The organism is Desulfoconvexum algidum (genome assembly GCF_055382125.1).
Map to the genome: position 1 here is coordinate 6,668,622 of NZ_AP042394.1, position 12,201 is coordinate 6,680,822.

The window sequence follows — 12,201 nt, forward strand, 5'->3', positions numbered from 1 at the left end:
CCATGCGTATTGGCGGATTTCAGAAAAATTCCCTGATTGATTTCCCAGGGACCATTGCATGTGTGGTTTTTACCTCGGGCTGTAATTTTATCTGCCCCTATTGCCACAACCCGGATCTTGCTGCTGGCCCCCTAGAGGGGGGCGGCAGTCTTTGTGACCCGGACACAATTTTTTCATTCCTTGAACGACGCAAGGGCCAGCTTTCGGGGGTGGTCATCACCGGCGGCGAACCCACCCTGCAGCCGGATCTGATTGAATTTTGTCAACAGGTTAGCAAGATGGGATACAAGATCAAGCTGGACAGCAACGGCACCAGGCCCCATGTTCTTGAGACCCTGCTGGACAAACAGTTGATCGACTACCTGGCCATGGATATCAAGACCAATCTGGCCCATTATCCGTTGTTGGTCAAAGGTGATTTTGATGTGGAAAAAATTCATGACAGCATTGACTTGATCATGGAACGGGTCCCGGCCTACGAATTTCGGACCACCTGTGCCCGGCCTTTTATCACGCGAGACATCATGGCCGATATTGCTGTGCTGATCAAAGGGGCTCAACGCTATGTTTTACAAAAGTGCTCCCGGAATGTCCAGGTACTGGATCCTGATTTTTTAAAAGAAGATCACCATTTTTTTTCTCCCGAGGAGATGCAGGCCCTGAAAACGATTGTGGAAGGAAGTGTTAAAACAATGGCCATGCGGTGATCTATAACATCGGTTAATCCTCTCCTACCATGATTCGGATGATTTCTCGATCTGTTTCACGCATTCCCTCACGGCCGAGTCTGCCGATGTTGGTGATGGTGTTTTCAACCCCTTTTGTTACGATCCCATCACCGCCGTAAAACTGTTGCCCTTTTTGGTACATATAAAACCCTAACAGCCCCGCCTCAACTGCCGCCGCAATTTTCGCTGCACACGAGGGTTTGGCTCCGTCACAGATGATCCCGGAAACCGTTGCAAGGGCATTTACAATGGTGTGAGCGATTTCCTTAAACCGGCCGCCATGGAGCCAGGTGATGCCTGCTCCTGCACCAACCCCGGCGCTGACAGCCCCGCAATAGGCTGACAGTCGTCCAATTCCTGTTTTCTGATGGATGGTCACAAGATTGGAAACCACCAGGGCTCTGTACAAGGTCTTTTTTTCCACCCCCAAATCCTTTGCGTACTCAATTACGGGAAGGGAAGCGGTCAGCCCCTGGTTTCCGCTGCCTGAAACGATGACAACGGGAAGGCTGCACCCGCCCATCCTGGCATCTGCCCCTGCTGCGGCCATGGCTTTTGCCCGGACCTTTATGTCATCCCCCCAGATATCAAGGAGAACAGAACCGATGTTTGCCCCCCAATCGCCGTCAAGGCCTTCGGCTGCAATTCGGGTATTGTATTCAATTTGCTGATCCAGCAGATCTTTTACGTCGGAAATTACCACGGATTCGGCAAACTCAAGAATATCTTTTACATTCATCATGGACCGATCGGTAAGATTTGTGGGTTTGATCTCCTCACATTGCTGATTCTGATAAAGGATTTTATCATTCTTTGTGATCAAAACAATATTGGTGTGGTAGTGGGAAATCTGGACAGAGGCCTTTGATGCGCCGCTAAAAACAGTCACCACCAGATCAAAGGTCAAATCGCTGGGTGATTTGCAGACGGTCACCTCATTGTTTTCAAGAAAGGCATGAATCTCTTTTCGTCCCTGATCATCCACACAGGAGATTACCTCAAGTACTTTATCCGCATCCCCGGCCACGATCCCGGCAACCGCAGATGCTTTTATTCCTTTGAGGTTGCCGGTGTTGGGAACCACAACGCTTTTTACATTTTTGATAATATTGTCGCTGGCCTGGATCTCCACCTTGTCCGGCAGTTGGCCCAGGGTTTGTCTTGCCTTGGCTGCCGCATAGGCAATGGCAATGGGCTCTGTGCAGCCCATTGCTGGAACAAGCTCTTCTCCCAGGATATCAAGGTAGGCGGTATATCGTTTGTCTGTCTTGTCCATGATGTGTTCTCCTCAAAATTATAAGGTTAAAATTATAGCGTGTTTATCAATAAAAGAAAAGGCAATTAATGGGTATAACTATTTGAAAACATATCCGATGCAACTACCTTGATGGAGAATGCTGTGCAAATCCAGCTTGATTTCAAGTCCTCTTTTTTATCGGAGGTGTTCCCTGTGAAGAGGGAGGAATCGGGAGTTGTTACTTAATCTGTATAGGGTTTGACAAGTCGGGCTTGATTGGCTACCATAACATTTATGAAAACAAGCGTGTGGAAAGCACAGTGTCAACGTTTAATGAGAAATAGGAGAGAGGGGCGTTTTTTTATTTCTGACCGGTGACGGTTTTTTCCCTGGAAGAACATCAGATTCCAGGCATTCTCTAAACATTATAAATGGGAGAACCAATGAAAAGTACGATTAAATTTTTGAAGACTGGGCATAGTTTTTCAACTCATAACAGTGTATCCCCCCCTCCTCTTGTTGCAGTTCCAGATACATAGCTGCTGCAAATCCTTTTTTCGTTTTAAATAAATTATATCTATTCATGGTGCTGACAGAAGAGCCATGGAAACAAGGCTAAGATCCTTTAAGCCGTAGCTTTTTGTTTTCAAAAGAAAGATGAGCCTCCGGAATTTATCTGCTGGAAGCTTTGTTCAATCGTTTCTGTCAAATCTCTGCCTGTCAGGAACAGGCCGTGTCAACCCATCAGACAAGGGAAGAAAAATTAAATATGAAACAGGTTTTATGGCTGATCTTGAAACGCATTGGCGCCAGTTTAATAACATTGTTTGTTATCTCACTTATTATTTTTATCGGCGTTGAACTCTTGCCGGGGGATGTTGCCGAAACTATACTTGGGCAATCCGCGACTCCCGATACGGTTGAAGCGTTTAGAAAAGCGTTGAAACTGGACCTGCCCCCCTATATCCGATATGGGGTATGGCTTTCCGATTTTGTTCATGGGGATTTCGGAACTTCCCTGGCCAATGGAAGAGCTGTTGCAGGGCTTATCAGCTGGCGATTTGCCAATACCCTCTTTTTAGCCATGACAACCGCTGTTATTGCAGTACCCCTTGCCGTATTTCTTGGTATGCTGGCCGCGTTTTATCGCAATACATTCTTTGATAAATTAATCTCAACAATCACCCTTTCGTTTATCTCGTTTCCCGAATTTTTTATTGCCTATATTCTCATCACCCTTTTTTCAGTTCAGTTGAACCTGTTTCCGAGTATGGCTAGTATCAACGCCAGCATGAGTCTGTGGGCGAAGTTCTATGCCATCATGCTTCCCGCACTGACCCTGACCTGTGTTGTAACAGCCCATATGATGCGCCAGACCAGAGCTGCCATCATCAATGTTCTTGCCAGTGCCTATATTGAAATGGCAGAGGTAAAGGGTATAAAACGACTGCGCATCATTACCATGCACGCATTTCCAAACTCCTTGTCTCCTGTGATTAATGTTATTGCCTTGAATTTAGCCTATCTTGTGGTAGGGGTCGTCATTGTCGAGGTGGTGTTTGTTTATCCCGGCCTTGGGCAGCTTCTGGTGGATTCCGTCGCCAAACGCGATATCCCGGTGGTTCAGGCTTCAGGCCTTATATTTGCCGCCGCTTATATTTTTCTGAACCTTATGGCAGATGTTTTATCCATGCTGGTAAACCCGAAGCTGAGACAATCGCAACTGTCCTAAAAGGAGTTACACCTTGAATTTATTAAAACAATCTCCCTTAAGTGCCAGAATCGGTATGGTTATCGTATTGATTAATATAGGCACGGCAATCCTTGCACCTGTTATTGCCCCCTATGCTGAAACCGCTATTGTGGGAGATGTGTGGGAAGCTTTTTCAGACACTTTCTGGTTAGGGACGGATCACCTGGGACGCGATCTTTTAACCCGTATGGTTTATGGCGCCAGAAATACCCTGGCAATTGCATTTATAACCACCCTGCTCTCGTTTATGGTGGGCACTACCCTGGGATTTTTAGCAGCAGCCAAAGGCGGATGGATAGATCAGATTTTAAGCAGAATCATTGATATCATCATGGCATTTCCCACCCTGATTTTTGCGTTGATGATTCTTTCAGTGTTGGGATCATCCACCCCCATCCTGATCATTACCATTGCAATATTGGATTCAACCCGGGTGTATCGATTATCCAGAGCTGTGGCAATGGATATTGAAGTCATGGAGTTTGTGGAGGTGGCCAAACTGCGAGGAGAAGGATCCTGGTGGGTGATGCGACACGAAATTTTGCCCAATGCAATGCCGCCTCTTGTGGCGGAGTTCGGACTTCGGTTCTGTTTTGTATTTCTTTTTATTGCGTCCTTAAGTTTTCTGGGGTTGGGGCTGCAGCCCCCACTTGCCGACTGGGGAGGCATGGTCAGGGAAAATGCCGGAGCCATTACCTTTGGAATCTATATTCCGTTGATTCCCGCAGCTGCCATCGCGTTTTTAACGGTGGGTGTAAATTTAATTGTTGACTGGTTTCTCCACTTGTCAAGTGGATTAGAATAGCAGGAGGATCACCATGGAAGAACCAAATTTACTTGAAATAAAAAATCTTTATATTGAAGGCTTTTATGAAAACGAATGGAACACAATTGTTTCGGATATCAGCCTTCATTTGAAACGAGGCGAAGTCCTTGGCCTTATCGGAGAATCCGGGGCTGGCAAATCCACCATAGGCCTTGCTGCCATGGGATTCACCAGGCAGGGCTGCCGACTTGCCTCGGGATCTATCCTTCTTGACGGCAATGAGCTCATGGGTGCCTCTGATGAGGAATTAAGGAGGGTTCGCGGTTCCAAGATTGCCTATGTCGCCCAGAGCGCGGCTGCCTCGTTCAACCCTTTTCATCGTGTGATCAAGCAGTACGCAGAAGCACCTGTTCAGAATGGAATAATGGCGTATGATGAAGCCGAAAAAGAGGCCATAGCGCTTTATGAACGGCTTTTTCTGCCAAATCCTGAAGAGATAGGATTTCGGTATCCCCATGAACTTTCCGGGGGGCAGTTGCAACGGGCCATGGTGGCCATGGCCATGTCCTGCAAGCCCGATATTATCGTGTTTGACGAGCCGACCACAGCCCTTGATGTCACCACCCAGATTGAGGTGCTGGCAGCGGTAAAAGAGATCACTGAAAAAATGAATAAAGCCGCTTTATATATTAGCCATGATCTTGCTGTGGTGGCCCAGGTAGCCCATCGCATCATGGTGCTTAAAGATGGAAAACTTGTGGAAGAAGGTGAGACACGAAAACTGATAAAAAAACCAAAGGAACGCTATACCCGTGAACTGCTCTCTGTGCGGACACTCAGGGAGGATAAAGAGATTACGGACAAAATGGATGTTATTCTCAACGTTCAAGATGTGGAGGCTACCTATACCGGTGAGGAGAATGTACTTGAGGATATTAATCTGACCATAAGGCGGGGCAGGACGGTTGCGTTGGTTGGGGAATCGGGAAGCGGTAAAAGCACGCTTGCCCGCGTCATCACCGGTCTGCTGCCCGCAACAAAAGGCAGTATTTCTTTTTTGGGGCAGGACTTGCCTCTGGAGCTGAAAAACAGGGATAAAAACAGTTTAAGACGGTTGCAGATGATTTATCAAAGCCCGGACACAGCATTGAATCCCAAACAGACCGTCAGAACCGTTATCGGCAGACCCCTGGACTTCTATTTTGGAATTAAAGGTCAGGAGGCTGAAGATAGAGTCCGAGACCTTCTTACCCGGATTGAACTGGATCCGGATAATTATATAGACCGACTCACCACGGAGCTTTCAGGCGGGGAAAAACAGAGGATCTGCATCGCAAGGGCGCTGGCTGCGAAACCGGATCTCATTATCTGTGACGAGGTCACATCTGCTCTGGATCAGATCGTTGCAGAAGGAATTCTTACGCTGCTACAGGACCTTCAAAATGAGATGAATCTTTCCTATCTGTTCATCACCCATGACCTGGCAACCGTGAAGGCCATTTCAGATAAGATTGTGATCATGCTGGAAGGCAGAATCATTGAGCAGGGAGAAAAAGAAGAAATCCTGACACCGCCCCACCATGAATACACGGATAAACTGCTGGCTTCCGTGCCTGAGATGGACCCGGACTGGCTGGATAATCTTCTGGACGAACGGGCCGAAACCTATTTTTAATCAATTTTTTAATAATGAACAGGATGATTTTTAGAATCTGCAGGAAACTTTATAACACATAAGGAGAAAAACATGACATCATTAACTCATCTGACCAACATGTTGAATCAAAACAAAATCACTAGACGCAAGTTCATCACAGGGGCCTCTGCCCTTGGGCTTTCTGTTGCCGTCTCTCCTTTTCTTTTCCCGGGCAAAGCCCGGGCGGCTGTCCCCAAAAAAGGAGGCCGTCTGATTCTGGGGGCTACCGGAGGATCAACCACAGATTCCATGAACCCGGCAACCCTTACCTCCAATATGAATCAGAACCTTAACTGGCAGATTCGAAACAACCTTGTGGAAATTGACCACAATTTCAAACCCATTCCTGAACTGGCCGAATCCTGGGGGTCATCTGCTGATGCAAAGGTGTGGACTTTTAAATTACGCAAAGGTGTTGAGTTCCACAATGGCAAAACCCTAACATCGGAAGATGTACTTTTTTCCATCAACCACCATCTAGGTGAAAAATCCCAATCCGGTGCCAAAGGGATTTTGAAATCCATTGAAACCATAAAAGCAGACGGCAAGAATGAGGTTGTTTTTAAACTTTCCGGCGGCAGTGCAGATTTTCCGTTTCTCCTGGGAGACTATCACCTGAGTATTTGTCCTGCAGGAACCAGTGGTCAGGAATGGGAAAAAGGGATTGGGACGGGTGGTTATGTTCTTGAGAACTGGGAACCGGGTGTGCGGTCTTTTACAACCCGCAATCCCAATTACTGGAAAGAGGGCCGTGCCCATTTTGATGAGGTTGAGACCCTGTCCATCGTTGATACCAGTGCCCGGACAAATGCCTTAAAGACAGGCCAGATAAATTACATGGATCGGGTTGAGCTCAAAACAGTCCATTTGATGAAACGGATGTCCGGAATTAATGTCACTGCCACAACCGGAACTGCCCATTACACCATCCCCATGCTCGTGGATAAAAAACCCTATAATGATAATAATGTTCGCATGGCATTAAAGCTTGCCGTTGACCGTGAAGAATTGTTACGACAGATCCTGCGTGGTTATGGCGCCCTTGGCAATGACCATCCCATTGCGCCTGTAAATCAGTATTATGCACGAGATCTGGAGCAGAGAAAACATGATCCGGACAAGGCAAAATTTCACATGAAAAAAGCCGGCATGCTCGACCACGTCTTTAACCTGCACGCCGCAGATGCTGCCTTTGCCGGCGCTGTGGATGCAGCCATTCTCATAAAAGAGCAGGCAAAAAAAGCTGGCATCAACATCAATGTTGTCCGGGAACCCGATGACGGTTACTGGAGCAATGTCTGGATGAAAAAAGAATGGTGCATGTGCTATTGGGGGGGGCGTCCTGTAGAGGATATGATGTTTTCGGTTGCCTATGCAAAAGGGGCTCCCTGGAATGATACCCACTGGGAAAATGAGCGGTTTAACAAAATATTGGTTGACGCACGGGCAGAACTGGATACAAATAAACGTCGACAGATGTACCATGATATGCAGGAAATTTGCAAAGATGACAGCGGCACCATTGTTCCCATGTACAACCAGATGGTTGAAGGCAGCTCGGATAAATTGGCCCATGGCCCCATATCAGGTCACATGGCCTTGGATGGCATGCGAACGGCTGAACGCTGGTGGTTTAAATAGTTGAACCGCTGTAACAGGCTGCAGCCACCATGCTCTGGTGTGATGATTGCAGCCTTTCTTTTTTTTTGATATGAGAAAAGGATGTTATCTGTGTGTCTGTATTTTTTTGCTGGAAGATAGGCGATCCGGCTGCCCAAAAAAGGAGCGTCCATGCACTATTGTTATTACGAATCCCCGGTTGGCCAACTGCTGTTAACTGGCCGTGACCGGCTTGAAACTTTGAATTTTCCCCTGGGCAAAACCCGACGGGAACCGGAACCGGATTGGACAAAGGGGACGGCTTTTTTTTTAAAAGTCCTGAACCAGCTGGATGCCTATTTTGACGGATCTCTGAGACAATTTCATCTGGACCTTGACTTAAAGGCAGGAACCCCTTTTCAACAAAAGGTCTGGCAGGAATTGCAAAATATTCCCTACGGCCGGACCATCTCCTATGGCGAACTGGCAGCCAGAATCGGTAACCCAAATGCTTTTCGGGCAGTGGGCATGGCCAACGGGAAAAATCCCATTTCCATTATTGTTCCCTGTCACCGGGTCATCGGTAAAGACGGGAGTCTCACCGGGTTCGGCGGTGGAATTGATGTGAAAAAACAATTGCTTTGTCTGGAGCAAAAAAATGGTTAAAGCGTTGCAAAAGGAAAGGCTGGCTGTAAGATCTCGGCGGGTATTGATGGCTGTAAGATCTCGGCGGGTATTGATGGTTGTTTTGTTCTGGCTGGTTTTGATCGGGGTGTCCTTTGGACAAGACAATGGGTTTTATTTTGTACAGATCACCGATACCCATCTGGGCGTTTCGGGGAACAGGGCCCGGACAGAGCAAGTGGTGGCCGCTGTCAACCGGCTGCCCATGGAAATTGCCTGCGTGGTGCATACCGGGGACATCATTGACCGGAGAAAATCGGGGGCAGAAGCGCTTGCCGATGCCGCCTCTATTTTCAAGGGGCTCAAGCCCGCGGTTCATTTTCTTCCGGGCAACAATGATATCAACCTGGGGGCGTCCACCCAAACGAGCCGCGCCGATTATGAACACTCGTTTGGCAGCCTGATATCCCGGGTTGAATACCATGGGGTCATTTTTTTATTCGCCTATACCGATCCCTTGCGCAAATCTATTGCCATGGAGGGCTATGATCCCCTTGGGGCCATCAAAGCTCAGCTGGAGGCCGCCAATGGGAAGCCGGTGATCCTTTTTCACCATGGACCCAGTGTGGACGATTTTTATAACAACCGCTTCCATGGCGGCTGGGCCAAAAAAACGAAAGAAAACTGGGTGGCATTGATCAACCAGTATAATGTCAAGGCCGTCATTACCGGACATTTTCATCGGGATGAATTCCATTGGCTGGGGGAAGTGCCCTTGTACGTATCCCCGCCGGTGGCAAAAAAATGGGGCCGTCAGGCCTGTTTTCGGATATATGAGTACCAAGACGGCAAAATAGGATATACCACCCAGTATTTGGAGTAAGGTGATGCCCAAGGAAATTACCCATTGGACTCTGGCTTCAACCGTGGCAAACAATTTGCCTGAAGGTTCCCTGTTTTTTGAGCCCATCCGGTCTTTTCCCAATCTTTTTTTGCTGGGGGCGATTACACCGGACATCCCTTTTTATTATTTGGTGGGGCCGAAAACAAAGGTGATTCAAGGGTTAAGTGCACCTTTTCACGGGACCGATGGGAGAGCCCTTTTGCCTGTTCTTACCTTTTTGGATAACTATCCGGACCAAAACCCAGCTGTCCTGGCCTTTGCCGCCGGTGTGATCTGCCATATTCTGGCCGACACCCTGTTTCATCCCCTGGTCTATTATTTTGCCGGCATGGACGGGGTGCACCCTGGGGCAACCACCCGGCACCGTGAATTTGAAACTGCCATGGATCTGTATTTTTTGCATCTGTCCTTGGGCCGTTCCGAGGTTTCCCTTGTCCGGGTGATCAAAAATCTGGAAGTTTCAGCCGGTCAGTGCCGGCAATTCATGGCCGAATTGTTCCAGGCCAGGACCCGGCCGGAACGATGCTACCTGGGGGTGGCCCTTTATTCCCTCATGACACTTCAGTATCTGTTCCGGTCCGGTTTGGCATACAACGTTTTTGCCTTTTTAAACAGAAAAACATCCTGGATACCGGACAAGGTTGTTGGGCTGATTTATCCTAGGAACAGGCCTGTGAACCTTTGTTTTTTCAGCCACCCCTTAAGATACAGGGATCCTTGCACTGGCGAAGCGTTTTGTGCCAGGATTCAGGAAATGCGGGTGAAAACCGGAGAGGCGGGAAAAAAGCTGCTCGAACTTATCTCCACAGAGCTGATCCGGGGGGGCTGTGCCATTGGCGTGATGGAAAATCCGGACCTGCCCGATATCCGGCCGGGCTTTGCCCGGGATCGGTTTTTTTTCTGGCGGGGAAAATATGACCTTACCTCTGATTTATATGGGGGGTCTGGTTGCCATGGTTTCTTTAATAAAGAGAGGAGATCTCAATGATTGCGAACACAGGCAGGGCCGATAAGAAATTTATTTTTGGGTGATGTATGATCCCTGCGGCAGATTACCAAAAATCCATAAAAGGAGAGAATCATGTTTGTATTGGGCATACAGGGAAGTCCGCGGAAAAATGGGAATTGTGATCATCTGTTAACCTTGTTTTTAAAGGCATGTGAATCCCATGGGGCCATAACCCAGGTGATTCATCCGGAAAAATTGGATATCGGTCCCTGCCGCGAGTTGCTTGTCTGTGAAAAAAAAGGGGTCTGTCCCATTCGGGATGAAATGGAGGGAAAGGGGTATGCCCTGGTAAAAAAGGCGGATGTGGTGGTGCTGGCATCCCCGGTTTTTTTCTATAATGTAACGGCCCAGGCAAAGGTGTTCATTGACCGGTGCCAGATGTTCTGGGGCCGGAAATACAAACTCAGGCTTGTGGATCCCGATGGATATTCCCGTCAGGGATTTTTGCTGTCCGTGGCGGCATCGGGTGGAAAACGACTCTTTGAAGGGGTGGAACTGACGACCAAATATTTTTTTGATGCCATATCTGCCGATTATGCCGGTTCCTTGACCTATCGAAATGTGGAGGATGCCGGAGATATTTTACCCCGTCCCGAGTTGGCAGAGGAGATTCAGGATGCGGTAAAACATCTGCTGGCGCCTTTGATCGCCAAAAAAAGCATCTTGTTTATTTCAAACAAGGATGCCTGCCTAAGTCAGATGGCAGCCGCCTTTTTAAAAGACACCGTAAAGGGCAGAAGTCTTGTATTGACGGCGGGAGTAGATGCGGCAGCAGCAGTGGACCCGGACATGGTGAGGGCCATGGCAGAAAAACACCTGGATCTAAAGTACCGGGTCCCCCAATCCCTGGACGGTGTATTGGCAGGCCTGGCCAGGCCTCCCCATCGAGTAATATTTATAGGGCCCAAAGAAGCTACACCGGACCTGCCCCATGCAGGGATTGAAACCTGGGATATTGTAAAACCTGCGACTGCTTCCCTGGAAGAACTTCGAACCCTCAGGGATGAGATTGAGTGGCAGGTGAAAACAGGATTCCCCAGCCTATGATTATTCTTTCAGGGTAATGGGGGCGTCCTTGGTTCCGGCATAGAAAACAATGATATCCGCCGGTTCTGATCCTTGGTTTTTTCCATAATGCCAGGTGTTAACCACTTCAACGATGGGATCTCCGGCTTTTAACTGCAATATTTTTCCTGTTTTTGTCATTACAGTGAGTTCACCGGTAATCAATACACCGGCATTGATTACCGGATGGGTATGCAGGGGCAGTGTGGCTCCGGCGGGGATTTGGATTCTCAAGATCGTTACCTGGGGTTGGCCCGGGGGGTAGGCGGCCAAAAGATTGCCATCCCAGCTATGGGTGGATTTTGTCAGGATTTTTGCCGTAATCTTTTCCTGGGCTGTTGGATCGGTTTTCGCATCGGTTTTTATATCACTGGCCAGGGCACTTGTGCCGGATATTGTCAGCATCAGGCAAAGCATAAGGGCGAACATTCTTTTTATGGCGGTTTTTTTTACTTTTAGTTTCATGGGAAAAGTTCCTTATATTTTTAAAGAGGGTACCAGGGTGGTCAGCACTGTTTTAGAAAAACGATCAAGGGTGTCGAAGTGGATGCCAAAACAAGTCTGGTTTCCCCGTCTTTCCGTCAGGGCAATCACAATGGCCCTGGAAAGCACTGGAACCAGCGCTGTTATGCCGGCCAGAACATCCCCGGCCTGTAAAATTATTTTATTTCGAACAAGACTTCCCTTTGCCAATAATTCCAAGTGTCTGCCCCAGTCTGTGTCTGTGCGTGTTAATCGATAAAGTATGGTAAATATAGAGAACCGGGTTACATGTCAAGGCAAGCACAATGAAAATATTTGCATGGGATTGTTATCCCCC

12 protein-coding genes are annotated in these 12,201 nt (G+C 48.0%); 9 read left to right on the forward strand and 3 right to left on the reverse strand.

Features of this window, described 5'->3' with window-relative positions:
* Positions 1–2: 2 nt before the first annotated feature.
* Entirely contained in the window at positions 3–707 is a 705-nt protein-coding gene (locus ACZ45G_RS30060) for an anaerobic ribonucleoside-triphosphate reductase activating protein (protein ID WP_464174314.1), read from the forward strand.
* Between the two features lie 13 nt (positions 708–720).
* Here the strand turns inward: ACZ45G_RS30060 and ACZ45G_RS30065 are convergent, their stop codons facing one another.
* Positions 721–2,004 carry an L-cysteine desulfidase family protein gene (locus ACZ45G_RS30065; protein ID WP_464174315.1) on the reverse strand — a complete coding sequence of 428 codons (1,284 nt, stop codon included), beginning with the start codon at positions 2,002–2,004 and terminating at the stop codon, positions 721–723.
* A gap of 694 nt (positions 2,005–2,698) precedes the next feature.
* Here ACZ45G_RS30065 and ACZ45G_RS30070 point away from each other — a divergent pair.
* The 8 genes from ACZ45G_RS30070 (at position 2,699) to ACZ45G_RS30105 (ending at position 11,363) form a co-directional block, all read left to right on the forward strand.
* A complete protein-coding gene (locus ACZ45G_RS30070; protein ID WP_464174316.1) occupies positions 2,699–3,697 on the forward strand; it encodes an ABC transporter permease in 999 nt (332 codons plus the stop codon).
* 13 nt (positions 3,698–3,710) lie between these two features.
* Positions 3,711–4,523 carry an ABC transporter permease gene (locus ACZ45G_RS30075; RefSeq protein ID WP_464174317.1) on the forward strand — a complete coding sequence of 271 codons (813 nt, stop codon included), beginning with the start codon at positions 3,711–3,713 and terminating at the stop codon, positions 4,521–4,523.
* A gap of 13 nt (positions 4,524–4,536) precedes the next feature.
* Positions 4,537–6,159: an ABC transporter ATP-binding protein gene (locus ACZ45G_RS30080; RefSeq protein ID WP_464174319.1), complete on the forward strand. Its 1,623-nt coding sequence runs from the start codon at positions 4,537–4,539 to the stop codon at positions 6,157–6,159.
* Positions 6,160–6,231: 72 nt separating this feature from the next.
* Positions 6,232–7,821 (forward strand): ABC transporter substrate-binding protein, encoded by a 1,590-nt coding sequence (locus tag ACZ45G_RS30085; protein WP_464174320.1) that lies wholly within the window; start codon positions 6,232–6,234, stop codon positions 7,819–7,821.
* A gap of 150 nt (positions 7,822–7,971) precedes the next feature.
* Entirely contained in the window at positions 7,972–8,445 is a 474-nt protein-coding gene (locus ACZ45G_RS30090; RefSeq protein WP_464174321.1) for a methylated-DNA--[protein]-cysteine S-methyltransferase, read from the forward strand.
* Positions 8,438–9,286, forward strand: a complete 849-nt coding sequence (locus ACZ45G_RS30095; RefSeq protein WP_464174322.1) for a metallophosphoesterase family protein — start codon at positions 8,438–8,440, stop codon at positions 9,284–9,286. The genes ACZ45G_RS30090 and ACZ45G_RS30095 overlap by 8 nt, the downstream gene beginning before the upstream one ends.
* Before the next feature lie 4 nt (positions 9,287–9,290).
* Positions 9,291–10,295 carry a zinc dependent phospholipase C family protein gene (locus tag ACZ45G_RS30100; protein WP_464174323.1) on the forward strand — a complete coding sequence of 335 codons (1,005 nt, stop codon included), beginning with the start codon at positions 9,291–9,293 and terminating at the stop codon, positions 10,293–10,295.
* 93 nt (positions 10,296–10,388) lie between these two features.
* Positions 10,389–11,363, forward strand: a complete 975-nt coding sequence (locus tag ACZ45G_RS30105; protein ID WP_464174324.1) for an NAD(P)H-dependent oxidoreductase — start codon at positions 10,389–10,391, stop codon at positions 11,361–11,363.
* Here ACZ45G_RS30105 and ACZ45G_RS30110 read toward each other — a convergent pair whose 3' ends face one another.
* On the reverse strand, positions 11,364–11,846 hold the full coding sequence (locus ACZ45G_RS30110) for a cupin domain-containing protein (protein WP_464174325.1): 483 nt from the start codon (positions 11,844–11,846) through the stop codon (positions 11,364–11,366).
* A gap of 12 nt (positions 11,847–11,858) precedes the next feature.
* Positions 11,859–12,083, reverse strand: coding sequence for a hypothetical protein (locus ACZ45G_RS30115; protein WP_464174326.1), 225 nt, complete (start codon positions 12,081–12,083; stop codon positions 11,859–11,861).
* Between the last annotated feature and the right edge of the window lie 118 nt (positions 12,084–12,201).

What these genes read in the sequence shown, in the direction of transcription:
- ACZ45G_RS30095 (WP_464174322.1), top strand. Translation starts at nt 8,438, where the DNA reads ATGGTTAAAGCGTTGCAAAAGGAAAGGCTGGCTGTAAGATCTCGGCGG.
- ACZ45G_RS30105 (WP_464174324.1), top strand. Translation starts at nt 10,389, where the DNA reads ATGTTTGTATTGGGCATACAGGGAAGTCCGCGGAAAAATGGGAATTGT.
- ACZ45G_RS30100 (WP_464174323.1), top strand. Translation starts at nt 9,291, where the DNA reads ATGCCCAAGGAAATTACCCATTGGACTCTGGCTTCAACCGTGGCAAAC.
- ACZ45G_RS30060 (WP_464174314.1), top strand. Translation starts at nt 3, where the DNA reads ATGCGTATTGGCGGATTTCAGAAAAATTCCCTGATTGATTTCCCAGGG.
- ACZ45G_RS30090 (WP_464174321.1), top strand. Translation starts at nt 7,972, where the DNA reads ATGCACTATTGTTATTACGAATCCCCGGTTGGCCAACTGCTGTTAACT.
- ACZ45G_RS30085 (WP_464174320.1), top strand. Translation starts at nt 6,232, where the DNA reads ATGACATCATTAACTCATCTGACCAACATGTTGAATCAAAACAAAATC.
- ACZ45G_RS30110 (WP_464174325.1), bottom strand. Translation starts at nt 11,846, where the DNA reads ATGAAACTAAAAGTAAAAAAAACCGCCATAAAAAGAATGTTCGCCCTT.
- ACZ45G_RS30080 (WP_464174319.1), top strand. Translation starts at nt 4,537, where the DNA reads ATGGAAGAACCAAATTTACTTGAAATAAAAAATCTTTATATTGAAGGC.
- ACZ45G_RS30065 (WP_464174315.1), bottom strand. Translation starts at nt 2,004, where the DNA reads ATGGACAAGACAGACAAACGATATACCGCCTACCTTGATATCCTGGGA.